The 24770-nt window shown below is 42.1% G+C and carries 27 protein-coding genes and 2 pseudogenes; 20 read left to right on the top strand and 9 right to left on the bottom strand.

Features of this window, described 5'->3' with window-relative positions; translation table 11 throughout:
- Positions 1 to 104 precede the first annotated feature (104 nt).
- Positions 105 to 578 (top strand): BsuPI-related putative proteinase inhibitor, encoded by a 474-nt coding sequence (locus ACFPU1_RS07030; protein ID WP_385939725.1) that lies wholly within the window; start codon positions 105 to 107, stop codon positions 576 to 578.
- A gap of 172 nt (positions 579 to 750) precedes the next feature.
- Here the strand turns inward: ACFPU1_RS07030 and ACFPU1_RS07025 are convergent, their stop codons facing one another.
- The 5 genes from ACFPU1_RS07025 to ACFPU1_RS07005 form a co-directional block, all read right to left on the bottom strand.
- The gene (locus ACFPU1_RS07025) at positions 751 to 912 is read right to left on the bottom strand and encodes a hypothetical protein (RefSeq protein ID WP_385939723.1); all 162 of its coding nucleotides are present in this window, start codon (positions 910 to 912) and stop codon (positions 751 to 753) included.
- Positions 913 to 928: 16 nt separating this feature from the next.
- Positions 929 to 3916, bottom strand: a complete 2988-nt coding sequence (locus ACFPU1_RS07020) for a DEAD/DEAH box helicase (RefSeq protein ID WP_385939721.1) — start codon at positions 3914 to 3916, stop codon at positions 929 to 931.
- The gene (locus ACFPU1_RS07015; protein ID WP_385939719.1) at positions 3900 to 5468 is read right to left on the bottom strand and encodes a hypothetical protein; all 1569 of its coding nucleotides are present in this window, start codon (positions 5466 to 5468) and stop codon (positions 3900 to 3902) included. Before ACFPU1_RS07015 ends, ACFPU1_RS07020 begins: the two co-directional genes overlap by 17 nt.
- 387 nt (positions 5469 to 5855) lie before the next feature.
- Positions 5856 to 6161, bottom strand: a complete 306-nt coding sequence (locus ACFPU1_RS07010; RefSeq protein ID WP_385939717.1) for an AzlD domain-containing protein — start codon at positions 6159 to 6161, stop codon at positions 5856 to 5858.
- A 2-nt stretch (positions 6162 to 6163) separates the two neighbouring features.
- Complete coding sequence (locus ACFPU1_RS07005) at positions 6164 to 6898, bottom strand: AzlC family ABC transporter permease (protein WP_385939715.1); 735 nt, start codon at positions 6896 to 6898, stop codon at positions 6164 to 6166.
- A gap of 108 nt (positions 6899 to 7006) precedes the next feature.
- Here ACFPU1_RS07005 and ACFPU1_RS07000 point away from each other — a divergent pair, with 108 nt between their 5' ends.
- Positions 7007 to 7579 carry a helix-turn-helix domain-containing protein gene (locus ACFPU1_RS07000; protein WP_385939713.1) on the top strand — a complete coding sequence of 191 codons (573 nt, stop codon included), beginning with the start codon at positions 7007 to 7009 and terminating at the stop codon, positions 7577 to 7579.
- Between the two features lie 64 nt (positions 7580 to 7643).
- Here ACFPU1_RS07000 and ACFPU1_RS06995 read toward each other — a convergent pair whose 3' ends face one another.
- The 4 genes and pseudogenes from ACFPU1_RS06995 to ACFPU1_RS06980 form a co-directional block, all read right to left on the bottom strand.
- Positions 7644 to 8096, bottom strand: coding sequence for a GNAT family N-acetyltransferase (locus tag ACFPU1_RS06995; protein WP_385939711.1), 453 nt, complete (start codon positions 8094 to 8096; stop codon positions 7644 to 7646).
- 115 nt (positions 8097 to 8211) lie between these two features.
- Positions 8212 to 8532, bottom strand: a pseudogene (locus tag ACFPU1_RS06990) (peroxiredoxin family protein); the annotation flags it as partial.
- 18 nt (positions 8533 to 8550) lie between these two features.
- On the bottom strand, positions 8551 to 8691 hold the full coding sequence (locus ACFPU1_RS06985) for a thioredoxin domain-containing protein (protein ID WP_157049683.1): 141 nt from the start codon (positions 8689 to 8691) through the stop codon (positions 8551 to 8553).
- A gap of 123 nt (positions 8692 to 8814) precedes the next feature.
- A complete protein-coding gene (locus ACFPU1_RS06980; protein WP_385939709.1) occupies positions 8815 to 9642 on the bottom strand; it encodes a Cof-type HAD-IIB family hydrolase in 828 nt (275 codons plus the stop codon).
- A gap of 212 nt (positions 9643 to 9854) precedes the next feature.
- Here ACFPU1_RS06980 and ctaG point away from each other — a divergent pair, with 212 nt between their 5' ends.
- The 18 genes and pseudogenes from ctaG (at position 9855) to ACFPU1_RS06890 (ending at position 24564) form a co-directional block, all read left to right on the top strand.
- Positions 9855 to 10787, top strand: a complete 933-nt coding sequence (gene ctaG / locus ACFPU1_RS06975; RefSeq protein WP_385939707.1) for a cytochrome c oxidase assembly factor CtaG — start codon at positions 9855 to 9857, stop codon at positions 10785 to 10787.
- 80 nt (positions 10788 to 10867) lie between these two features.
- Positions 10868 to 11470: an SCO family protein gene (locus ACFPU1_RS06970; protein ID WP_385939705.1), complete on the top strand. Its 603-nt coding sequence runs from the start codon at positions 10868 to 10870 to the stop codon at positions 11468 to 11470.
- Between the two features lie 107 nt (positions 11471 to 11577).
- Positions 11578 to 11757 carry a hypothetical protein gene (locus ACFPU1_RS06965; protein ID WP_054634946.1) on the top strand — a complete coding sequence of 60 codons (180 nt, stop codon included), beginning with the start codon at positions 11578 to 11580 and terminating at the stop codon, positions 11755 to 11757.
- Between the two features lie 18 nt (positions 11758 to 11775).
- Positions 11776 to 12081 (top strand): annotated as a pseudogene (locus tag ACFPU1_RS06960) (redoxin domain-containing protein); the annotation flags it as partial.
- A gap of 254 nt (positions 12082 to 12335) precedes the next feature.
- Entirely contained in the window at positions 12336 to 13373 is a 1038-nt protein-coding gene (argC, locus tag ACFPU1_RS06955) for an N-acetyl-gamma-glutamyl-phosphate reductase (RefSeq protein ID WP_385939703.1), read from the top strand.
- 25 nt (positions 13374 to 13398) lie between these two features.
- Positions 13399 to 14631, top strand: coding sequence for a bifunctional glutamate N-acetyltransferase/amino-acid acetyltransferase ArgJ (gene argJ / locus ACFPU1_RS06950; protein ID WP_385939701.1), 1233 nt, complete (start codon positions 13399 to 13401; stop codon positions 14629 to 14631).
- A 29-nt stretch (positions 14632 to 14660) separates the two neighbouring features.
- The gene (gene argB, locus ACFPU1_RS06945) at positions 14661 to 15440 is read left to right on the top strand and encodes an acetylglutamate kinase (protein WP_385939699.1); all 780 of its coding nucleotides are present in this window, start codon (positions 14661 to 14663) and stop codon (positions 15438 to 15440) included.
- 20 nt (positions 15441 to 15460) lie between these two features.
- Positions 15461 to 16621, top strand: coding sequence for an acetylornithine transaminase (locus ACFPU1_RS06940; protein ID WP_385939697.1), 1161 nt, complete (start codon positions 15461 to 15463; stop codon positions 16619 to 16621).
- Positions 16622 to 16664: 43 nt separating this feature from the next.
- Positions 16665 to 17747, top strand: coding sequence for a carbamoyl phosphate synthase small subunit (locus tag ACFPU1_RS06935; protein WP_385939695.1), 1083 nt, complete (start codon positions 16665 to 16667; stop codon positions 17745 to 17747).
- Positions 17740 to 20916 (top strand): carbamoyl phosphate synthase large subunit, encoded by a 3177-nt coding sequence (locus ACFPU1_RS06930; protein ID WP_385939693.1) that lies wholly within the window; start codon positions 17740 to 17742, stop codon positions 20914 to 20916. The genes ACFPU1_RS06935 and ACFPU1_RS06930 overlap by 8 nt, the downstream gene beginning before the upstream one ends.
- Positions 20917 to 20931: 15 nt before the next feature.
- On the top strand, positions 20932 to 21891 hold the full coding sequence (argF, locus tag ACFPU1_RS06925) for an ornithine carbamoyltransferase (RefSeq protein WP_385939691.1): 960 nt from the start codon (positions 20932 to 20934) through the stop codon (positions 21889 to 21891).
- A 307-nt stretch (positions 21892 to 22198) separates the two neighbouring features.
- Complete coding sequence (locus ACFPU1_RS06920) at positions 22199 to 22276, top strand: YjcZ family sporulation protein (protein ID WP_083465225.1); 78 nt, start codon at positions 22199 to 22201, stop codon at positions 22274 to 22276.
- 35 nt (positions 22277 to 22311) lie between these two features.
- Positions 22312 to 22545, top strand: a complete 234-nt coding sequence (locus ACFPU1_RS06915; protein ID WP_385939689.1) for a hypothetical protein — start codon at positions 22312 to 22314, stop codon at positions 22543 to 22545.
- A 74-nt stretch (positions 22546 to 22619) separates the two neighbouring features.
- Entirely contained in the window at positions 22620 to 23090 is a 471-nt protein-coding gene (locus tag ACFPU1_RS06910) for a spore coat protein (RefSeq protein WP_385939687.1), read from the top strand.
- 167 nt (positions 23091 to 23257) lie between these two features.
- A complete protein-coding gene (locus ACFPU1_RS06905) occupies positions 23258 to 23407 on the top strand; it encodes a hypothetical protein (protein ID WP_157049682.1) in 150 nt (49 codons plus the stop codon).
- 81 nt (positions 23408 to 23488) lie between these two features.
- Positions 23489 to 23656 (top strand): hypothetical protein, encoded by a 168-nt coding sequence (locus ACFPU1_RS06900; RefSeq protein ID WP_385939685.1) that lies wholly within the window; start codon positions 23489 to 23491, stop codon positions 23654 to 23656.
- A 118-nt stretch (positions 23657 to 23774) separates the two neighbouring features.
- Complete coding sequence (locus ACFPU1_RS06895) at positions 23775 to 23966, top strand: ComZ family protein (protein WP_054634942.1); 192 nt, start codon at positions 23775 to 23777, stop codon at positions 23964 to 23966.
- 355 nt (positions 23967 to 24321) lie between these two features.
- Positions 24322 to 24564, top strand: coding sequence for a penicillin-binding protein (locus tag ACFPU1_RS06890; RefSeq protein WP_385939683.1), 243 nt, complete (start codon positions 24322 to 24324; stop codon positions 24562 to 24564).
- Positions 24565 to 24770: the final 206 nt, after the last annotated feature.

Below are 24770 nucleotides of genomic sequence, written 5' to 3'. Positions count from 1 at the left end.
TTAATGAGCCCAATGGGTATTATTCTTCTATCTAGGGGGAAGGCATTGTTCTGTTTTTACACATGATATGATAGAGAAACAGGAGAGGATAGAGGGGGAGCGTCATGAAGCAGTTGGGCTTGTTGTTAGTACTATTTCTTGCAGCAGCATGCGGTTCAACACAAATGAATGAAGATGATTCTTCAAAGGAAGGAGAAACAGCGATGGGCAACGGCTGGGAGCTTTCTGCAGAGATCGACGAAAGGGAAGATACAGTAGATTGGTCATTAACTCTTCAAAATACTGGAGAAGAACCTCTTCGTTTATTTTTTCGCACTAGCCAGCAAGTGGAAGTGGTTGTAACAGCGGAAGATGGTGAAGAACTCTATCGCTATTCAGAGGGAATGATGTTTACCCAGGTGTTAACAGAGAAAGTGATTCAGGGAAAAGAAGGTCATACCTGGGAAGGGAATATTGAAAAACGGAAGCTGCCTCCCGGGGAGAATAAAGTACGCTTATCAGTAACCGCATTTGAAGTGAATGATGAAGCTGTTCAAGAAGAAGAAATGACCATCCACAAGACAGTCGCAATAGAATAAGGTGAAAATTAAGTAATGCGCATGCGAGAAGCGTCAGCGATAACGAATGCTAGTCTTTGTCAGTGATTTAGATGTAGAAAGGGGCCGTGCTCAAAACATTTTGAGACAGCCCCTTTTTTTTCATTGGGTTAAGTTACAACATTTTTAATCTCGATTGATGGCTGGAAACTATTTATATATGCTTTGCAATTTTTTCTATGCAGGAGCTCCAAAGCTTATTTATATCTTCTGGCTGGGGAATGTTTCCATTGTTTTTATCATCAGAGTGGGGTGACGGAATAGGTTTTGTGCCGTACCAATAAGTTTTCCAGGGCTCTTTTGTTATATTATTCATTCGCCTGCCTCCTCACTTATTCCAATTGAAACCATCTTGCTAGTTCATCTTCTGTTGATTTGTCAAACAGCGGAAGATCATTAGCAAGTACTTCATCATTTAGTGTTTTTTTGTCCTTGATCAGCCGATCAATTTTATCTTCAATGGTACCTTTTACAACGAGAGTGTGGACGGTAACGTCTGAAGTTTGGCCAAGGCGATATGCTCTGTCTGTTGCTTGTTGTTCAACAGCAGGATTCCACCAGCGGTCATAATGAATAACATGAGTAGCTTCTGTCAAATTAAGCCCCACGCCACCGGCTTTTAAGGAAAGAATGAATACTGCACACCCCTCGTGTTCTTTGAACATCTTAATTTGGTTTTCTCTTGCATGCCTGGACAAAGAACCATACAAGTAGAATACAGGTATATCCATGTGATGATTGAGTTCTTTTTCTATTAAGGAGCCCATTTCTGTATATTGTGTAAAGACAAGGACTTTTTCATCCAGGTTTTTAATGTTATCAAGGAGATAAAGAAAATAATCCCATTTCTTGGAACGGTGAGATTCTAATCTTTCTTGTTTTAAATATTGTGCTGGATGATTACATATTTGCTTAAGATGTGTAAAGGCTGCAAAAACAGCTCCTCTTCGTGCTGTCTCATTTTTTCCCTGTACTCCCCGGAGTAAGTTATTAACAACGGCTTGATATAAAGCCGCCTGCTCTTCTGTTAAGCCAAGTAAATGAGTTTGTTCCTTTTTCATTGGAAGCTGAAGGTGTAAGGATTCATCGCTCTTTTTTCTTCGTAATAGGCAGGGGGCAATAAGAGTTTGCAGTTTTTGTAATGCCTGCTGCTTTTTTTCTTCATTATCATCTTGCAAGGGTTGGATAATGTCTTTTTCAAATTGAGCTTTTGAACCAAGGTATCCTCTGTTTAACAGGTCAAGAATCGACCACAGCTCATGGAGGCGGTTTTCAACTGGCGTACCGGTTAACGCGACTTTATGGACAGCCTTCAGCTTTGCAGCACTCTTTCTTTGTTTTGACTGCAGATTTTTAAGATATTGGGCCTCATCAAAAATAAGACCGTTCCAGATAATTGTTTTCAGGATGTTCTCGTCTCGAGCTGCCAGCCCATAGGAAGTAATGATCACATCAGCGTTCTGGCTGAGAAGTTCCTCGCTTGTCACAGCCCTGTCTTTTCCATAGTGAAGAAGAACGTTTGTAAAAGGAGCAAATTGTTGAAATTCTTCCTTCCAATTTTCAATTAAAGAAGTAGGTGCAAGTAATAGAAAAGGGGAGGAAGAGAGACGGCTATTTTGGGAAAGAACAGTAACCATATATGCTATCGTCTGTACTGTTTTTCCAAGCCCCATGTCATCAGCAAGACAGCACCCAAGACCGAGCTGCCTTTGCTGGATAAGCCAGGAGTATCCGGCAAGCTGATAAGGTCGAAGTTTTCCCTTAAATGATGCTGGAGGAGATAGTAGCACAGGATCCTGCCGGTAAGCTCTTTCCAACAACGTTGATATATCTCCTTCCCAGGCAGAGTACCACTCCTCTTTAGAAACAGAGGAAGAGCTTTCCATGTCTCGTACTGCCATTTTCATGACTTGCTGCATAGGTTGCTGCTGAATCTTCTTGTACCATGCTTCCATGAGGCCTGGATCCCATACAACCCATTGATCATTCCAGGTAAGAATTCGTTCCTGCTGCTCAATAAGAAGAAGAAATTCTTCTTTTGTCAGCCGGAAATCCCCAATTTGAATGTCATATTGTAAAGACTCTGGATCATCCCAGTTGATCAGGGGGTCTACTGTCGAATGGTAAGGCTGACCTTTCATGATTATGTTATCGGGCTGGTTTTTAACCGTGACAGATTTAGGGACCAGGACAGCAATATCCTGCTTCTTCAATGCACCCGCTTCTTGAAATAAAAAGATGCCAACCTCAGCCCTTGATAAGCGTATCTTTCCTTTATGGAGAGAAAATTCACGAAGGGAAGGAGCAATCTCTTTAAGATCCTTCAGCGCCCGGATAAAGTAAGGAACAGGGTTTTCTTTCCAAGGGTGAAGCCCACGAGAAATGTCTTCTATATTTACTGTAACATCAGGGGAAGTTTTATCCTGTAAAAAGATTTCCATCTCCCACTCTTTAGCCATGTTTACGGGTTCAGTAATAGAAACAGCAAGTTGGAATGGATACGTTTGAAACCAAGAAAATAGCGGCTTTTGCTCAGGCTCACACGGGGTGTTTTTTGAAAAGCCAGGGTCAAGGTGCCGTTGGGCATCCATGTGCTCCATATCGTTTATAAGCGATGACCGCAGTGTATCGTTTTTACCTAACGTATTTCTTATAATGAAGTCCGCCGTCCGATGAGTAAGCTGTGTAAAAGAGCTACCAGAGAGAAATGGAGGAAAACGCTTTTCTTGAGAGTCAGATATTTCGGCCGCTGCCGCAGCAGGAGGCATAGCTTCAAACCACTTTTGGGTGTTTATGCCTTTCAGGTACCAATGTCCGTCTTGTCCCGGAAAAAACGACTTGTCTTTTAAAAGTGAAATAATTTCCTGGAAGAAGTCAAGCCAGTACTGAGCGTCCTTTCCTAACAGAATGTTTCCTTGTGCCGCCTGGCTTCTAAGAGCAGATGTTCGTTTTAAAAACAGGTCATTATATTCTATTGCAACGCCTTCTATCAAAAAAGAAGACAGGCTTTCTACACTATGATTGCTTGTGGGATTGAAGGAAAGAAGGGCTTGAAAGACCCCTGATTCACTTTCCCCCTCGCCATTTTTAACCGGTACTGTTACTTTTGTTTCCACAGATGAGATCATTGTCCCAAAATAACTTTCTGTTTCTTCATAAAAAACTAAGGGAGCCCATTCTTGTATAGGAAAAAGAAAGGGAAACCTGCCGTAGGCAGTGGCGGGAGACATGGACCCTTTCTCGCACCAGGCCACCCATTTGCCCGGCTGGCTGTATGTTATATGAAGGATAGGGAGACTCATATTATTTAGCTGGCTCAATGGCTTTCAACTCCCTGATAAGGGCTTGATACGTACTGTATCTTTGTTTGATTTGTTTTAAAAAAATCTGGAAAGCTTCCGGTCGTTCGAGAGAAATATAGATTCGCTTCATTTTCTTTAATAGGACGATGGCTTCTTGGTATGCAGTAATATTTTTCTTTTTTATGCATTGTAAAAAGTATTGGTGATATAAGGCCAGCGTTTGTTCCGGAAAATCTTGTTCAGCAGCTGCCAGCAGCTGCCTTTCTTCATCAGTCATGTTTCCTGGCGACTTTTGAAGGCTCAATAAATGTCTTAATCCTCTAGAGTATAACTTTTCCTGGGAGATAAGCCGGACATACAGCTTTTTGGTTTCGACTTCTTGAAGGCTGGCTTCTAACCTTGGAAGAATATACTCAAGGATTCGTTCTTTGGAAAGTGCAGAGTTTTTTTGCTGTTTGTTAAACTTCAGCACTCCCGGCCGGGCGACCCACTTATCCCATAGGTCAAGCTCTTCTGGAGGAAGATTGTACTTTTGTAAAAATAACTCCCTCTTATAAAAAAGAAGCTGGGTCTTACGATAAATTGCTTGATCAGTAAAAAGCTTATGTAAAAAGGCTTCTAAGAAGCTCCAATCACTTGAAGCATACATGGATTGTAAGTGAAATAAGACTACATCCGGCTCCAGCCTGCCTTTCCAGGGAACGAGGTATTTCAGGCTTTTTTCTTTTTCGCCTTTGTGCATGGCCATTGCCGAGGCAGCCAGGGCAGGAGATAAATCAAACGGAAATTCTTTAGAAATAGCTGCTGTCCGCTCCTGGATCTTATGTAGCTGAGTTTGTTGTTGACGCGAGACAGCCCATAAAAGCAGTAACGCCTGGTAAGGAGTATAGGAAAAAGGGAAAGAAAGAGCGTATTGATCAAATAAATAGTTCGTCAGCCATTCATGAAATTCGTCTGGTTCATCCTCTGTTTGGAAAAACAAAATCTCACATTCAAGGAAGAAAGACGACAATAATTCCTTCAGGTGTTTGTCTTGTGTATCTCTTCCATTGTCAGGGAAAGAGTGGAATAAAGAGAAGATAGATTCTATGAAAGTAAGACAGCTTATAATTTTCTTGCTGGGTTCACTTTGCCCATTGTAAATAAACCGCCAGTCTGCAGCCAGATCTTTGTTTTTTTCACCGTTATGTGCTTGTGCTTGAAAACCTTGGAAAATATTAGCGGTCCTTTTTTCTTGTCTTGCTGCCTCGTGGAGCATGAAAGAATGATAAGGTGCATATTTTTCTTCGTCGCCTAAATGTGTGCTGGATAACACAAGAGCCCACAGGTGTGAGCATGGGAACGGGGCACTGCACGTGCATGTGGAGTTCGTAAACTCCTTACGGTCAAAGACAGGGATATGATGTTCACAGTCTTGTAAGACGTGTCCCGAAAAGACAGATGAAGAAGTATGGACCATGAAAAGCAATTGTTTATGTAAGAGTTTTTCCCCTGATTGTTTAATCTGATCTGTAAATAACTGACTGATTGATGGGGAGATACGATCGTCTTGTAGGGAAGAGAAAACCATTCTTGTTCACCTGCCTATTTGTTCAGTAGTTATATTTTAGTCATCTGGGAGGAAATACTCAACCGCTTATTCATGTCTGTTTGGCTGAAAAAGAAAGTAGACTGCCTTTTTCAGCGGCAGGAAAGACGGGTTTCGGCGAGATCTCGTCTCTCTTTCTCTCTTTCTCTCTTTTTTTATTCTTATAAACTTTGTTACATATGGTTGGTGATTTTCCTAAAAAGATGTTCGCTTGCAACTTAGGGTACAAGTACGGGCACGTGCATGTCTTCAGCTTAAAAACACCCCGGGGGATCTTCTGTTCATGCTATTCCCGAAGGAGTTTCATGCTTTTATTTTATCAACATTAGTCATTTACTGAACCTATTTACATAGGGGACAGTGGTTCTATCAAAAAAAAGGCGTAAGAAGCGTAAGAATTAAAATTGACCCTAAGACCACGATGATAAGGTTCCCGCCCAAAAAAGCCAGAGTGAATGCAGCAGCTGCTCCAAGAACGCCAAACCAGGGGGATTCGTGTATAAAGAGTATCCCAGGGAAAATAAGAGCCCCCAGTGCTGCAAAGGGGACGTTTTTTAAAATACCCTCAAGTCTTGGGGGTATGGCTTTAGCGTTTAAAAAGACGAGAGGGACCATTCTGGGAATATAGGTTACTACTGCCATTCCTAGAATGATAAGCAAAAGAGAAGATGACATGTTTATGAGCCCCTTTCTTTAATAGTATCTGATCTTTGCTGAGACGTTTTCTTAGGTTCAAGCCATTCAATAGCAATAGAGGCAAGAAGTGTTGCTAAAATAATGGACCATCCTTCGGCTAAAAACAAACTGAACGTCCCGTTTAATACAGCTGCAAAGACCGCAAGAGCCAGGACCTTCCTGTGTTTTTTGAGCGAAGGAGCGAGAAGGGCAATAAACAAAGCATATAGGGCAAAGGTTAAGCTTTGCTGGAGCGTTTCAGGTAAAAGTGACCCTACGGTGTGGCCCACTCCTGTATTAATCACCCAGCTTAAGTAGGAAACGATAAATACACCAAATATATATGAAGAGGTTACATTCCCTTCTTTTGTGGAGGTAACAGCAAATACTTCATCGGTTAATCCAAACGAATAGGCCGCCTTCTTCCAAGGATGGTCAGGCACTGCTTTCTCATTCAAAGAAGCACTCATTAAAAAGTGGCGGATATTGACGATAAACGTAGTGAAAATGATTTCCAAGGCGCCGGTCCCAATGGCAAGGAGACTAAGAGCCATATACTGTGCTGCGCCAGCAAATACAAAAATACTCATCGCTAGGGCTTCCCCCATCGATAAGCCTGTGGTTTCAGCCAAGAACCCAAATGTTACGGCTGCGGGTAGGTAACCTAACGCAATAGGCAGCCCATCTCTTATTCCCGACGCAAGCGTATTTTCGGGAAAGGCAAGAGCAGTTCTCATGACAAGGCTCCTCTCAAGTCGTTTTGTTGTTCTATATGTAGAGAAAAGTATGTTACAATATACCATATTATTGTATGTTATAGCATACATTTTCACAAGGTGATAGAAGTGGAAAAAAATCAACTAAATACATTGATCGGACGAAAGGTAAAAGAAGTACGCAAGAGAAAAGGGTTAACGTTGGAACAAGCTTCAGGAATGACAGGGGTAAGCAAACCAATGCTCGGTCAAATTGAAAGGGGAATCTCCAATCCCACAGTTAGTACTCTCTGGAAGATTGCGTCCGGCCTTGATGAAGCGTTTAGTACATTCATTGAAGAGCCTAAGCCTGACATTATACATATTAGAGCAGAGGAGCTGCAAGAGCTGGACGGAGGCCATGGTGGTTTTGTCGTTCAGCCAGTATTTCCAAAGGAACGTGATCGGTCCTTTGAAGTCTTTTATATTAAACTAAAAAGGGGCGGGCACTATCACTCTCATGCTCATCAGGATGGTGTAGAAGAAAGCTTATTCATTAGTGAGGGAGAAGTAGAGGTAATGATTCAAGAAAGGGTATATACGCTTAAGAAAGGGGACGCTTTCAGGTTCCAGGCAAACGTTGACCATTCTTACAAAAATGGGGGGGAAGAACAGGCAGTTATGACTTTGATTATTCACTATCAAAAAGAGAGATTTCTATAAAGAGGAGTTGTTAAAGATCCCATAACAATCCTAAAAAAGGCAGCCATTGTAAAAGGCCGCCTCATTAAAACCGGAATCCATACCGCTTGGAAACAACATCGTAGAAGCCAAGTGAATTATACAGGGCTTTAGTAGCCGCATTGTTAACTCCTGTTTCGAGCTCTATTCCTTTAATATCATTGTTTTCAGCCCAATAAATTATTTTTAGGAGAAGACGCTTTGCAATTCCTTGATTTCGATGCTCTTTATGGACATACAGATCATTAAGCCAAAGATAATATCCACCTTTGTTTAATCCTACTCCAATATTTAAAAAAGCAACCCCAAGCACATTTCCATTACTTTCAGCTACGAAAATATGAGCTTGTGATCCTTCTTCCAAAGCTAAATTGATTGCATTCAGGAGAAGGTCGTAGGCATTCTCTTCTCCTAGGGCATCCATCTGCCCCATAAGTAATCGGGCGATTTCCTCGCGTAATGGCTGTTCTGCATCCTTGGGCACTTCGTAAATTTTCATTCCTGCTCCCTCTCTTCATAAAGAAAATCGATCAAAAGGCATTCTAGGCAATATATAGGAGAAAAATAGTAGTATAAGCAAACATTATTATCTTATCACAGGTTGAAGGAAAGGGTCAGGATTGTTTTATCACTTCTTTAATTTTAGCTGCAGAAGGAAAATCAAATTGGCTTTTCCCCACATAACGGTATGTTATGAAACCGCCGTTTGATATAAGGAACAAGCTGTGCTTTGCAATGTTAGCCCCGTCTATGCCGATGCTTTGGTAGACATCAAATTTTTTAATAACGGACCTGTCTTCATCAATCAGCATAGGAAAAGGGACTTTATGTTTTTGAGCATACTCTTGTACTGGATCCGGCTTTTGCCCAAAAACAGTCCAAAGTTGAACATTTTCCTTGCGTATTTCATTATAAATCTCAGAGAGCTTCCCGAGCTCTTTTCGGCTGTTCGGTCACCATGTTCCTCGCATAAAATAAAGAAGAACAGCCTCTTCGCGAAAACCTTCAATATTATGTTTCTCCCCGTGTATGTCCGGGAGACTAAAAGGCGGGCATGGATCTCCTTGCTTCAGTCCTTTAGTTTTACCAAACATTCCATATTCTCCCCTCTCTTATCCTTCTCTTCCTATAGTACAAGTCTCATTATTAAAAATGAAGCGTGACTTTTTATTTTAAGTGAATGATATAGGCTGGGAACAAAGAAAGTCCCTTCTCTCTCATCTTTTAGAAGGGGATGGCAGGCTTAAACGATCTTCAAGAAAAAGAGCAATCCCATCTTCCTCGTTTGTGAGGGTCACTTCATTGGCGATGTTTTTTAAGTCAGATATTGCATTACCCATCGCCACTCCTATTCCTGCTTCCTCTATCATCTCCAAGTCGTTATCCTCATCTCCAAAAGCGATAACGTTTTCCATTGAAACGTTGCAGTATTCGGTGACCAATTCCAAGCCTGCGGCCTTGTTGTTTCCTGTTTTGATAATTTCAAGCATGTGAAAAGGAGCTCCCCAGGATCTTTGATGAACACCTTTTGCATGCTTGTTGCCCAGAAGGCTTTGTAAATGTTCAGCGTCTTCTTTTTCTTTTGGATAAACGAGAAGAGAAGTAGGGTCTTTATCAAGGATATGTTTTAGATTCCCATAGGCTGCCGGGCTTGTTCCCATGGAAAAAAGGTCAACAAACTGCTCATCGTAGTCATGAACGTATACGTCATCGACTACTTCGGCCATAATGTTTTGGACGTTAAATGCCTGGCACGTATCAATAATGGTCTGAGCGACATTTAAATCCAGCGGGGAATGTCTCCCTTTGAAAGAGTAATCGGCTGGGTGATGTACAAAAGCACCATTAAAGTTGACGATAGGAGTATCGAGAGCAAGCTCCTGGTAATACATCTGGCTTGCTCGAAAAGGCCTTCCAGTTGCAATGGCCACAGCATGTCCGGCTTTTCTGGCTTCTCGTAATGCATGAAGGGAGCGTTTTGAAATTGTCTTATTGTCAGTAAGCAGAGTTCCGTCCAGGTCAAGGACAATTAAATGTCTATCCATAATTATACCCTCCGTTGTTGTTTATTGATTTAGCATAGAATTTGCTGATAATAAGCTGGCCCCATCTTGTTCAATGGATTGTAAAAAAACGAGAAAGAAATAGGGCAGAATCCTATCAGAAGTAATTAAAAAATGTGCTATAGTAGTACATGGAGTTAGCCTTGTCTAACCTGTAACCTTCCATACCATACATTAAGGAGGCGAAAAAAGGGATGGGAGAATTCTTTTCTACTTTTTCAATCCGAGCCCTTTGGACTCCGGAACTTTTCATCATATTGCTGGGGCTTATTGTTTTATATTATTTACTTATCGAAAAATGGAGCGTTCACTTTATCAATTCAAAGCCTGTACCGATGAAACAAAAAGTATATTTCGGCCTGGCTCTTACGGCGCTTTATTTAGGATGGGGAAGCCCGTTGTATGTAGCCGGACACATGATATTGTCTCTCCATATGGCTCAAATGCTATTTGCTTACTTTGTAGCTGTGCCATTGTTCATTGCTTCGATGCCTAAGTGGTTTTTGCAGACCGTGATGCATCGCTGGAAAAAGCGGTCACCGGTAAGCTACAAAATTATTATGAGCCCGATCGTAGGGCTGATTACCTTTAATGCTCTCTTTTCTTTTTACCACTTTCCGTTTGTTTTTGATACTCTTATGCTTTCTCCAGGTTGGCACAGTGTTTATGAAATAGCACTTTTTGCCGGTGCATGGCTTATGTGGTGGCACATGATTGCCCCGCTGCCTGACAAAGACCAGCTTCCGGAGCTTCGCAGGATAGCATATATTTTTGGAAACTCTGTGTTAATCACTCCTGCGTGTGCTCTTATTATTTTTGCCGGGGAGCCTTTGTATGCTACCTATACAGATTCTGCTTTCTGGGCAAACGTGATGGCCTATTGTTTACCGGCTGGTGCCACTGTTCCGGCTGGAATGTTTAACTGGTCAGATGGATTTCAATATCTTGATACATTGAACGACCAGCAGCTGGCAGGTGTCACAATGAAGATTGTCCAGGAAATCACCTATGGAGTAATGATGGGAGTGATTTTTAAACAATGGCTTACAAAAGAAAAGACACAAGACGGTGAACTGACGATTAGTGATTTACCTACCGCCAATTTGAATCAGCTAAAGGGTCAATAAACCGTATACTACAAAAGCAACAACGGCTGCCCTGGCTTCAGAGGTAGATGGGCAGTCATTGCAGATACAGGGGGAGACTTATGCGCAACACGCAACTATTGATATTTATGGGAATGATTTTTCTCCTAAGTGGATGCGGATGGCTTTACGCCAGCCCGGCTGCAGAAAGTGAATATGACATTTCAGAAGCAGACATGCAGGTTGAGGATTTTGAGTATACAAACCAGCATGGAGAATCTTTTGGGCTTTCTGAACTTGAAGGTGACTACTGGCTTGCGAGTATGATCTTTACCCGCTGTCCGAGCGTATGTCCTTTAATGACACCTAATAAGCTTAATTTGCAGGGAGAGTTGGAAGAAGAGGGCGTACCTGTACAGATTGTTTCTTTTACAGTGGACCCTGAATTTGATACGCCGGAACGACTTTTAAATTACGGTGAAAATTACAATGTAGACTTTAGTAACTGGAATTTCCTCACAGGGTACTCAGATGAGGAAATAGAAGAATTTGCTCAGTCCTCTTTTAGAAGTGTAGTCCAAAAGGTGCCTGAAGAAGAGGACATTGTCCATGCTACTAGTTTCTTTTTGGTTGATGGGGAAGGACAAGTCATCAGAAAATATGATGGACTTGATAATGATACTTCTCCAATTGTTGAGGATTTGAAATACCTTACAGGTTCATAGGGAAGCATTTTAATTGGATTGACATTGAATAACTGATACACTGTCTTGGGACCTGAAAAAAGCAGTAATCGGTTCGAGCTGATGTATATGTTAAAGGAGAGACCCCTATGAAAAAAGTTTATCCTAGGCTCCTCTTAGCTGGGCTGCTGGCCCTTGCAGTTATGATGCTTGCTGCCTGCGGAGAAGAGGAAGAGGAACTGGCTCTTCATGATGAAAATTATGAAGAAATCAGTCTTGTGAATAAAGAGCAGCCAACCGTGCTGTTTCATTTTACTGGCGTTGGCTGAGGACTCTGCCAACAGCAGCTCGTGCAGCTGCAGCAAGAACTTGATCGTTTTGAGGATGTGGATGCGGATATCTATGGCATAAGCGTTGACTCACCAGGCCACCATGAAGAATTTAAGGAAGCTGCAGGCATTACTTATTCTTTTCTGTCAGACCCAAATCAGGAAGTAATAGAAATTGTTGAGATGTCTGACGGGGATATTTCTTATAGAGGTTTTTCAATCCTTGATGAAAATGGAGAAAAGATTTATTCTCATGTTAATGATTTGTTTGGTGAGCAAATAGATGACACAGAAGAACGGATCCGCGAGGCTTTGAACGAATAAATTATGAAAGAACCTGCTTGTAAAGAGCAGGTTCTTTTTTTGCTTTTTTACGAGGAATGCCTGGAGGAAGTGAAGAGGCAGCAGCCAATTTATTCCCTTCGCGCAGGGCAGGTACACAGGTGGATAGATGTAAGAGAATCAGCAAATCAGAAAAAAAATAAAAAAATAGTAAAAATACAGTTGAATTAATTTTTATTCAAATTTATAATAAGACACAACGAAAAACGCATAAAGATAAAAAGAGGTGCAATTTTATGAGAGTTGCGATTATAGGAGCGACAGGTTATGGAGGAGCAGAACTTATTCGTTTGCTTCATGGCCATCCCCACATTACGGAGATTACGTTTCATTCTTCAAGCCAGGAAGGCAAAGCAATGGAGGAAAGCTATCCGCATTTGAGCGATTTATATACATCACAGCTTCAGGAGATTGACCCAGAAACGATCGGAAAGGAAGCTGACATTGTATTTTTATCAACTCCTCCTGGAGTGTCTGCTGAATACAGCGGAAAGCTTATTGAAAACGGAGCTAAAGTCATAGACCTTTCCGGTGACCTGAGGTTGAAGGAGAAAGATGTCTATGAATCATGGTATGAGAGAGACTCAGCAGATACGGAACTGTTGAATGAAGCGGTATACGGGTTAACAGAATGGAATCGTGAAGGAATTAAAGCCAGTTCATTATTATCCAACCCGGGGTGCTATCCGACAGCAACGCTGCTTGGTTTAGGGCCGCTCGTCAGCGAAAAACTTATCGACCTAGACACGCTTATTATTGACGCAAAGTCCGGGACGACCGGGGCAGGGAGGTCGCCTTCAGCCATTACGCATTTCAGCGAAATGAATGATAATTTCAAAGTTTATAAGGTTAATGAACACAAACACATCCCTGAAATTGAACAGACTCTAAAAGGCTGGAGCGAATCAGACGTAACTGTCACCTTTACTCCGCACCTTGTGCCGATGACAAGGGGTATTATGGCCACAATGTATGGAAAAGCGACGATGTCTGTTACAGAAAATCAGCTTAGAGAATTGTATGAAGAGATGTATAAAGATGCACCTTTTATACGAATCAGAGAAGACGGAAAATACCCGTCCACAAAAGAAGTCTATGGCACGAATTACTGTGATATTGGTCTAACCTACGATGAACGAACCGGCAGAATTACAATCGTGTCAGTCATAGATAATTTAGTAAAAGGGGCTTCAGGGCAAGCCATACAAAACATGAATCTTATGCTAGGTTTTGAAGAAAACGAGGGATTGAACCAAGTACCGGTTTACCCTTAATTAATTAGCTTTGGAGGGAAGTATAGTGAGCATCGCAGAAGAAACGAAGTCAATTGTTGAAGTGGAAAAGGGCAGCATTATCAGTCCTGCCGGATTTACAGCAGGAGGAGTCCATACAAAGGTAAAAAGAAAACGAAATGACTTAGGTGCGATCTTCTGTGACGTGCCTGCATCAAGTGCAGCGGTCTATACGTTAAATCCAATCCAAGCAGCACCCCTTGCTGTAACAAAGGAAAGCATTGCGGCGGAAGGAAAGCTGCAAGCGATTGTGGTAAACAGCGGCAATGCTAATTCGTGTACGGGAGAACAAGGTTTGAAGGATGCTTATGAAATGCGCAAAAAAAGCTCTGAGGCTTTTAACGTGCCAGAACACTATGTAGCTGTAACATCAACAGGCGTTATTGGCGAAATGCTTCAAATGGATAAAATCCTTTCTGGGGTAGAAGCCATTGAAACAAAAGGAAGCTTTAAAGATGCTGATTCATTTAACGAAGCCATTATGACCACTGATACGATGAAGAAGCATGCCTGCTACCAAATGAACGTTGATGGGAAGAAAGTGACCATTGGAGGAGTAGCAAAAGGCTCAGGAATGATTCATCCGAACATGGCAACTATGCTTAGCTTTATTACAACTGATGCAAATATTGAACCCTCTTATTTACAGCAGGCATTGTCAGAGGTAACCAATACTACCTTTAACAGAATAACTGTAGACGGTGATACATCAACAAATGATATGGTGGTTGTTATGGCAAGCGGTAAGTCTGAAAATGAGCCCCTACACCCTGATCATCCTGACTGGAGCCTTTTTGTTAAAGGGTTGTCACTAACATGTGAAAGTCTGGCAAAAAAGATCGCAAGAGATGGTGAAGGAGCTACCAAGCTTATTGAAGTGGAAGTAAAGGGAGCAGCATCTGATGAAGAAGCAGGCAAGGTAGCAAAGCAAATTGTCGGTTCTGACTTAGTGAAGACAGCTGTTTACGGAACTGATGCGAATTGGGGAAGAATTATTGTTGCGATAGGGTCGACTGACGCGAAAATAGATCCTGATAATATTGATATATCCATCGGGAGCATTCCTACCTTAAAAAACAGTCAGCCGGTCTGGTTTTCCGAAGAGCAGGCAACAGAATATCTGAAAAATGAAGAAGTAACGATTCACGTTGATTTGAACGTTGGAGAGGGAACCGGCAAAGCCTGGGGCTGTGATTTGACATATGACTATGTAAGGATTAACGCGGGGTACCGGACGTAAATGTCCAAAAATGAAAAGGGGGGAGATTGATGATGGAGATCGTCGTAATTAAATGTGGGGGCTCTACAGTTGATGAATTAAACGAAGAATTCTTCAAAGGGATCGTGGCTATGCAAACGGCTGGAAAATATCCAATAATTGTCCATGGCGGCGGACCAGCGATTAACTCAATGCTTGAAAAGCTTGAAGTGGAGATACAATTTATTGATGGACTTCGGAAAACGACGCCTGCCGTGTTAGAGGTTGCCGAGATGGTATTGAGCGGAAAGGTGAATAAGCAAATCGTTCAAGGACTTCAAAGAGCTGGAGGTAAAGGCCTTGGCATTTCAGGCTGTGATGGCTCTCTGTTGCAGGCGGTTCCCGTAGATCTTGCTTCCCTGGGTCTTGTTGGCCAAATAAACAACGTGAATGTTTCATTGCTTCATAGTTTATTGAACGAAGGGACCATCCCAGTTCTTTCTCCGATTGCATGTACTGAAGAAGGGGATCACCTTAATGTAAATGCTGATGCTGCAGCTTCATCTGTTGCCAACTATATGAAGGCCCAAGAACTTGTCTTTGTGACAGATGTTGACGGGGTGTTAAAAGATGGGCAGCTTCTTGAAGTCTTATCTGCTGCACAGGTGCAGGAGCTCATAGATGATGGAACGGTGTACGGAGGAATGATACCGAAAGTAAAAGCTGCTGTTGACAGCCTGCAGGGGGAGATTGAAAAGGTTGTGATTGCAGGCGGTAAGGCAGGCTCCAGAAAAGAAGATGGAACAATAAAAGGAACAGCAATTGTGAAGGAAGCAACAGCGACCCTCTAAGCAAAGAAAGGTGAAGCTCGATGGAAATGATACAAGAGACAAAAACAAGTTTGTTTCCTACGTATAAACGCTGGGAGATAGCATTTGAAAAAGCAGAAGGATGTCACATTACCGCAGGTAACGGAAAAGTATACCTTGATTTTATGGCTGGAATCGGCGTTGTTAATGTAGGTCATGGGAATCCCAATGTTATCGCAGCGGTAGAAAAGCAGCTATCTAAAGGCTGGCACGGCTCAAACCTGTTTCACTTTGAAATCCAGGAGAAAGTGGCTTCCTTATTAACAAAGCATTCGGCAGGAGATCTTGTCTTCTTTTGCAATAGCGGGGCAGAAGCTAACGAAGCTGCCATTAAACTCGCTCGGAAGCATACGCAGCGTACGAAGATTCTGAGCTTTAAGCAATCTTTTCATGGAAGAACCTACGGAACAATGGCTGCTACCGGCCAGGATAAGATTCATGAAGGTTTTGGTCCTATGCTGGACGGTTTTACGTACCTTCCTTACAATGATCTTGCAGCGGTGGAAAGAGAAATGGATAAAGAAACAGCAGCTGTAATTCTTGAAATAGTCCAGGGAGAAGGCGGAGTTGTTCCTGGAGAAGATGCTTTTTTACATGGAGTACAAAAGCTTGCACAAGAACACGGTGCACTGCTTATCGTGGACGAGGTGCAGACAGGGATTGGTCGGACAGGAAAGCTATTTGCTTATGAGCATGCAAATCTCAGTCCGGACATTGTAACGGCAGCAAAAGGTCTAGGGAATGGCTTTCCCGTAGGAGCAATCATCGGCAAAGAAAAGCTGAAGGACGCCTTTGGGCCAGGAAGTCATGGATCAACCTTTGGCGGAAACCCTCTGGCTATGGCTGCAGCTGAAGCGACATTATTAGAGGTACTGAACGACGGATTTTTACAAGAGACTGAAGAAAAGGGAGAATATCTTTTCAGTCTTCTCAAGGAGGAAGTTGGCCGTATTCCCGGCGTTAAAGCTATCAGAGGCAGGGGACTTATGGCAGGAATTGAGTGTGAAAAAGAAGCTGCTCCCTATATTTTAAAGCTTCAAGAAAAAGGAGTACTTTGCATTCCGGCCGGAACACATGTCATTAGGCTGCTTCCGCCATTAACCATGACAAAAGATCAGCTTCTCCAAGGTGTAGAAGCCATCAAAAACGTAATAAGCGAATAAAAAAGAAAACCATTTGACATCCAGATGGATAGGAGGGAAAGGCATGAAAGGCTTTCTAAAGTTGGAGAATGGAGAAATATTTGAAGGAGAGTTAAGCGGCAATACGGACAAAGAAGTGTATGGAGAAGCCGTGTTCTTTACAGGAATGACAGGTTACCAGGAAGTGATGACTGACCCTTCCTTTAACGGCCAAGTAGTGGTTTTTACCTATCCCCTAATCGGAAATTACGGTATTAATCTTACCGATAATGAAAGTAAAAAGCCGCAGCCGGCAGCTCTGGTGATGAGCGAGTGCCACAAAACAGGACACCATTACGCTTGTGATAAAACGGTTGAAAAAGAAGCGGCAGAGGCAGGAATTCCTATATTGACGGGTCTGGATACGCGAGCTCTCGTAAAACGAATTCGCGAGCATGGAGACATGGGGGCAGTGATCACCACAAATCCTGACAAAATCGATGTTGCCAGCTTTACTCCTATTGGTGAAAGGCAGCTTGTGGCTGATGCAGCTGTGAAAAAGGTAGAAATCTTTGGGGAAGGTAGCCATCACGTTGTACTTGTAGATTTCGGCTATAAAGAATCTATGGTGACTTCATTAGTCGAGCAGGGATGCAAGGTTACCGTCGTACCGTACGATATGGCTGAAGAAGAAATCCATCAGCTGAATCCGGATGGACTTCTTTTCTCAAATGGTCCAGGAAATCCAAAACAGCTGAATTCATTTTTGCCAGCATACAAACGTTTAGCGGAGACATACCCGACACTTGGCATCTGCCTTGGTCATCAACTCCTGGCTTTAGCGTTTGGCGGAGACACTGAAAAACTAAGGTTTGGCCACCGGGGAGCAAATCAGCCTGTACAGGACCTGGAAACGAAGAAAGTGTATATAACTTCCCAAAACCACAGCTATGTTGTGAAAGAAAATACTCTTAACGAAAGTGATTTTTCTATCCTTTTTAAGAACATCAATGATGGTTCAATTGAAGGCCTGGTTCATAATACACTTCCGATCATCACTGTTCAATTTCATCCGGAAGCACACCCGGGACCAGCTGACAGCGAAGAGATCTTTCACAAATTTATGGAACAACTGAGAAGCAAAGGGAGAGAGACAGCGTATGCCTAAAAATAAAGAAATAAAAAAAGTTCTGGTTATTGGCTCAGGGCCCATTGTTATCGGGCAGGCTGCTGAGTTTGACTATTCTGGAACACAGGCGTGCCTTGCCTTGAGAGAAGAAGGAGTAGAAGTCATATTAATAAATAATAACCCGGCTACTGTTATGACTGATGAGTCTTGTGCAGATAAGGTCTATTTTGAACCGTTAACTGTAGAATCAGTAGAGAACATTATTGCAAAGGAACAGCCTGATGGACTGCTGGCAACCCTCGGGGGACAGACAGGATTAAATCTAGCCCTTTCTTTGCACAAGCAGGATATATTAAGCAAGTATAATGTAGAGCTTCTTGGAACGCCTATTGAATCCATTATCAAAGGGGAAGATCGGGAAGCCTTTCGGGATTTAATGAAGGAATTGGATGAGCCTGTTCCTGAAAGTGAAATCGTTGAAACCAAAGAGCAGGCTTTGCAATTTGCAGACTCTGTCGGCTATCCGATTATTGTGCGCCCGGCTTATACTCTTGGAGGGGGCGGAGGAGGCATCGCCCAGGATGAAGAGGAGCTTTTATACATTATTGAAGGCGGATTGGAAGCAAGTCCGATTCATCAGTGCCTCGTAGAGAAAAGTATTGCGGGCTTTAAAGAAGTTGAATATGAAGTGATGCGTGATGACAATGACACATGCATTACCGTATGTAATATGGAAAATATTGATCCGGTTGGGGTTCACACGGGAGATTCCATCGTAGTGGCTCCTTCCCAGACACTCACCGATGTCGAATATCAGATGCTTAGAGCCTCATCGTTAAAAGTAATCAGAGCATTGGGGATTGTGGGCGGCTGTAATATTCAGTTTGCTCTGGACCCTTACAGCAAACAATATTATTTAATCGAAGTAAATCCCCGGGTAAGCCGTTCTTCTGCCCTTGCTTCAAAAGCCACTGGATATCCGATTGCAAGGATGGCTGCTAAAATCAGCCTGGGTTATCATCTTCATGAACTGCTGAACCCGGTAACAGGCCATACTTATGCCAGCTTTGAACCAGCCTTGGACTATGTTGTTCTTAAGTTTCCTCGCTGGCCTTTTGATAAATTCAAGCAGGCTGACAGAAAGCTTGGGACACAGATGAAAGCAACTGGTGAAGTAATGGCCATTGAACGAAATTTAGAATCGGCTCTTCAAAAGGCTGTCCGCTCCTTGGAACTTAAGGTCAACGGTCTCAGTCTCCCAAGTCTGCAGGACACTTCGGTAAGTGACCTTTGGACGGCATTAAAAGGACAGGATGATCAGCGGTTCTTTATTATTATGGAGCTGATCAGAAGAGATGTTTCAATTGAAGAGATTCATAAGGAAACGCAAATTAATCTCTTTTTCTTATCCAATTGGGAGTATCTTGTGTCCTTAGAAAAGAAAGTCCAGAACATAGGTTGGAGTTCGGTCGATCCTTCTCTTCTTTTGGAGCTCAAAAAAGCTGGTTTCACTGACCAATGGCTCGCCGAGCAGTGGGATACAAAAAGCAGCGAAATTTATGAAAAAAGGAAACAATTGGATCTTCTTCCTTCTTATCATATGGTTGATACATGTGCAGCTGAATTTACAGCTTCTACTGCTTATTACTATTCAAGCTGGTATAAAGAAAGCGATGTAGAGGTGAACACCGGAAAGAAAAAAATATTAATAGTAGGTTCCGGCCCAATCAGAATAGGGCAAGGAATTGAATTTGATTATTGTTCAGTTCACGGAGCAAAAGCGGTGCAAAAAGCTGGATATGAAGCAATAATCATGAACAACAACCCTGAGACCGTCAGTACAGATTATGAAATGGCAGACCGCCTGTATTTTGACCCGCTGACACCTGAAGACGTTCTTCATGTCGCAGAGCTTGAAGGTGTGGAAGGAATCGTCGTACAGCTTGGCGGCCAGACAGGGATTTCACTAACTGAGGCACTTGAAGAAGCGGGACAGCATGTCTTTGGAACAACTTCGGATATTATTGACCAGCTTGAAGACCGGGGAAGATTTTATGAGTTTATGAGCGACGTGAACGTGCGTCACATTCCTGGTGTAACAGGCTATCACAAAGAAGATGTCATTCAGAAAGCTTCAGAAGTAGGGTTTCCTGTTCTTCTGCGTCCTTCCTATGTCATTGGCGGCCAGGGGATGACTATTCATTCAGATGAAAAGGAATTAGCTGAATATCTCTCTCACAAGGGAAATGACATTGAATTTCCTATTCTTATAGATGCTTATATGCCTGGAACAGAGCTGGAGATTGATGTTTTAACAGATGGAACAGATATTTATATCCCGGGAATGTTTGAGCATGTAGAGCCTGCCGGCGTGCATTCCGGTGATTCCATGGCGGTAACTCCTCCTTTTACCTTGAGTGAAGATGTAAAAGAGAAGGTTGCTCAAATCGCAAGCAGCATTGCAAAAGGCATGGATTTTAAAGGTATTTTTAATATTCAATTTGTACTTGATAACAATGAGCTGTTTGTCATTGAAATAAATCCACGTGCTTCAAGGACAGTACCTATTCTTTCAAAGGTTACTGGATTTAACATGATAGAGGCAACCATCGGTCTTCTTCTTGGCAAGTCTGTTACGGAGGTAACCGGCGGTCATACAGGGCTTGGAAAAGAAACACCATACTTCACAGTAAAGGCTCCAGTGTTTTCTAATAACAAGCTTGCTGGATTAGACCCGATTCTGGAAGCAGAAATGAAGTCAACCGGAGAACTTATCAGCATTGCAGAGACAACAGAACAAGCGTTTAATAAAGCTTTTGCCTGGTCTGAAAGTGAAATACCCCTTTTGTATAAAAAGAAGGGAATCATCTATTGCGACATTGCATCCGAGTGGAAAGATGCATGCGAGGAGACGCTACAGACTCTTGTGAAACAAGGATATACACTAGCGGGCCAAAAAGCAGCAGAAGGTGTAACACAAATGGATTTCCAGGATTGGATTCAAAGGGAAGAGAGTGTCGCCTTAGTGAGCATTCCTCCAAGAGGACATCAAACAGGAAAAGAATACAGGCAGGCTTCTCTTAAATTCAGAAAAACGATTGTGACGAACCCGTCTACGTTAAAAGTGATGGTTGATGCCATGAACGGGGAGAAAAGTAAAGAAACTTCCATTCAAGAATGGTTATCTGCGGTCTCTACCACAGTTTAAAAAGGAAGTGAAGATATGCAACAGCAAGTACAAGACAAAAACGCTGCTTCTCTGCAAGGAAGAGATGTATTAACACTCCTGGACTTTTCACCAGAGGAGATTTATGCTCTGCTTCAGTCAGCAGAAGAGTTGAAAGCCCAGCAGAAAGAGGGAAAGTGCCCTCAGCTGCTGGCAGGGAAATCTCTGGGAATGATTTTTGAAAATTCTTCTACGAGAACCCGTGTGTCTTTTGAAGTTGGAATGACACAATTAGGAGGGCATGCCCTGTTTTTAAGCCCTCGTGATCTACAAATTGGAAGAGGAGAACCAATCAAAGACACGGCGAAAGTGCTCTCTAGATATGTTGATGCGATAATGGTCCGGACGAATTCTCATGAGAAAGTGGCTGAACTCGCTGAGCATGCCGATGTACCTGTTATTAATGCCTTAACTGATTGGTACCACCCGTGCCAGGCTCTGGCGGATCTGTTGACAGTCAAAGAGCAAAAGGAAACTCTAAAAGGCTTAAAGACAGCATTTGTAGGTGATGGTAACAATGTTGCTCATTCCTGGATGATTGCCTGCGCAAAAATGGGCATGGACGTGTATGTGGCAACGCCATCTGGATATGAGCCAAATGAAGAGGTTGTAAAAGAAGTGGAAGAAATTGCAACCTCGACAAATAGTAAGGTTGTGCTGACCCAGGATCCCGTTGAAGCGGTAAAAGATGCAGATGTGATCTACACCGATGTGTGGGCAAGCATGGGATATGAAGAGGAACAAACAAGGCGTGAAGAATCCTTTAAAGGATTTCAGGTAAACAGTGATCTCGTAAACAATGCTAAGGATGATTACATCTTCCTGCACTGTCTGCCTGCACATAGAGGTGAAGAAGTAAGTGCAGAGGTAATCGATGGGCCACAATCTGTGGTATACGATGAAGCGGAAAATCGTCTGCACGTCCAAAAAGCAATCCTTGCAGCAACAATAAAGTAAAAGATAAGAAAAGCTGTGGTGAACCGTTGGTTTTACCGCAGTTTTTTTGTATTTCATGAATGTACCGATCAAGCAATAACCTCATAAACCCGTTTTTCTTTGTCTCATAACCCTCACCTGAATTGCCTATAGATTTAGATCTGAGGCAAAGTAGTTCTCGATCAACACCATTCATCAATTTGCATTGTATTTTGCTGTGACTGGAAAAGTCATGGCTATTTCTGTTGTTAATCTAGTTGGCAGTCCAACCTCTTTTTGGATTTTTACATAGAGTATAGCAACCCATGCAATAAAGGAGGTTTATGCGATGTATGCCGGCTATGGATTTCCACTTCTAGTGGTGCTGTTTATCCTGCTGATCATTATCGGTGCAGCTTATTGTTAAAAAGCATCTATGCCTGTGAAAGGAGGGGGAGACAGTTGGAAAGCTATCAAAAACTTATGGAAGTTCTAGTGAAGAAAACAATGGAGAAATATAATATCGAACCCGAGAAAATAAATCTTTCTAATGAAGAAAAAAACGAGCTTAGAAATGTAGTTACTGGTTTACAAAAAGAGGTGGATGAATTCCTTAAAAAGCAAGTAGTTGTTAGTGAGAAAGAGGAAGAAAAAGGCGACAAAAAGCCTCTAAACCTTAAAAAAAGAAAAAAATAAACGAATAACCTAAGGTCTTTGTCCAAACTTTCAGTAAAAAGCCTCATAAGATGAAAATGAAGATAAACAAGGAGGTGTTTTCGTTGAGTTGCAAATGCAGAGCATGCAGAATAAAAGATACAAAAAGGACTGAATGGAGAGCATTAGATGATGTTAAGCATCCGCTAGCGAAAGATGATGCGACCCAAAGCGGTCAATTTGATAATAAAACAATTCAGCTTTCTGATGAGTGTATCCTGGTAAAGGATTCAGCTGATGTAACAATCCGTACTACAGATACAAAAGCAGCAGTCAGCCTGCAAGCAGGTATCCAGGCTGCGATTATCTTGATCATTTCAATTGCAATAGGTGACGATGCAGAGGTGCCAGAATTCACGCAGGAGCTTATCCAAAAAGTAAAAACAAAACAGTTAAATTATCAAAAAACTATTGTTGAAAATTCAAGAGGTGTAGATATTAGAACGACTGACACACAAGTAGCGGTAAATATCCAGTTAATGCTTCAACTGTTATTGGCCATTGCCGTAATTGTTGACATTCTTTAAAAGATAAGTAGGTTGTTCCCCCTGTACCAAAGTGCACACTCGGGGGGAACAGCTTTTTATTTGCATGAGTTGAGAAACTATCGAAATGGAGGAGTGTTACAGAACAATCTCGGAGGCGGGGATAAATATTCATTCTGATGCGTATGATGAAAAGAGGAGGCGATCATATGTCTTTTGAAGAATACAAAGCTTTAAAAGAACAATCAGAAAGTAACCTGACTCTGCATGGGGTAAAAAGGCTTGAAGAGTTAGCCCAGCACTACGAGGAGTCTGGGGCAAACTTTTTTCCTTATTTCCCAGAAAAAGAAGAAAGCTGATAATTTATACTTTCTTACGTGTTCTCTCGTGATAGTATGAAATAAAACAAAGATACTGGAGTTGACGTAGGAGGGTTGGACGTGGCAATAAGACACTTGCTTCTTGGCACTTTCATTTTTTGTGCCGTTGCTTTGTTTTCATTTTTACTGCTTTTTCAAGGACTCGGCTTAAACGAAACAATTTCTGTGCTGGCAGCCTTGCTCCTCGCTTTTGCAGCTGAATGGGTCTACAGAAAAAACACTCAATGAAAAAACGAAATTAATTTGTGTACATAGCCCTAATGATTTAATGAACTCTCTTGACGATTAAGGGAGATAATGCTTGAATAAAGTTTGAGGCAACCATTTCAGTAAATGAGGTGACATCATGGATCAAGAACTTAATATGAAATTTATGCAAATCGCAATGGCTCACGTGCAAGAAGGAAGAGGTCTTCTTGAAAGTAAGGGAATTGAGCTGGATATGCATGATCTCCAGCCAGCACTTGAATTGTTAATGAGTGTTATGGGAGAAGCATATGAATTAGGATATGAAGATGGAAAGAAAGAAAGAGAATAAAAACTGCTCCCTTTGGTTCTGACGCCAGAGGGTTTTTAAATTTCGCAATAGTTTTTGTATCGATTATTTCCTTCAGCCTTATAATCTGCGTTCAGCAAAGGAATGAGGACGGTACAACAAATTCTTCGTCCTAATGTTATCTCTGTTAGCAAGACACTGGAATGCAAGTGAAATGAGAGGGAGCACAGAGATTCTTGCATGTACATTTGAAAAATCTTTTTTCCTTCTCTCGAAAATCTGCACAATAAACGTATGAATACACGAAAGCGTATTGTTTTATTAGTTGGTTTCCTATCACAGAAGAAGGGCATATGGCATAGAATACGTTGTGACAATGCGAGAGGGAGGAAGTTTCATGTATCAATATGTTCCTTATCGAAGCAGCAGTGAGTCTCAGCGATACTTTCCGGTTCTGCCATTTTTAGCAGGCTTAGCAGTCAGTCCGTTAATCTTTGGAGGTTATGGTGGGGGGTACGGAGGCTACGGCCCATCCTATGGACCAATTTATGGTCCTCACTACGGTCCTTCATTCGGCCCATCCTATGGACCGCAGTTTGGCCCGGTATATGGTAGCTACGGGTCAAGTCCATTTTATTAATAAGGGAAGATCAAGAAGCTGTTGAAGCAAGTATCACAGCTTCTTTTTTTATGTACATATCTCTTTTGTCTCAATCCCTTTATCACACCAAGCTTTGCTTGCTAGACAAGAAATGAGAAATCCTCTAAAATTAAAACCAGGTCATAATAATTAGTGATAATAATAGCAGCTGTAAAATAATAAAAAATAAGGAACAAAACCAGCAA

Origin of the sequence: Thalassorhabdus alkalitolerans (genome assembly GCF_042656525.1) — a bacterium.
In the GTDB taxonomy this organism is placed as follows: Bacteria; Bacillota; Bacilli; order Bacillales; family Marinococcaceae; genus Thalassorhabdus; species Thalassorhabdus alkalitolerans.
The sequence above is the reverse complement of the archived record's forward strand: the minus strand, read 5'-3'. Positions and strand labels throughout refer to the sequence as shown.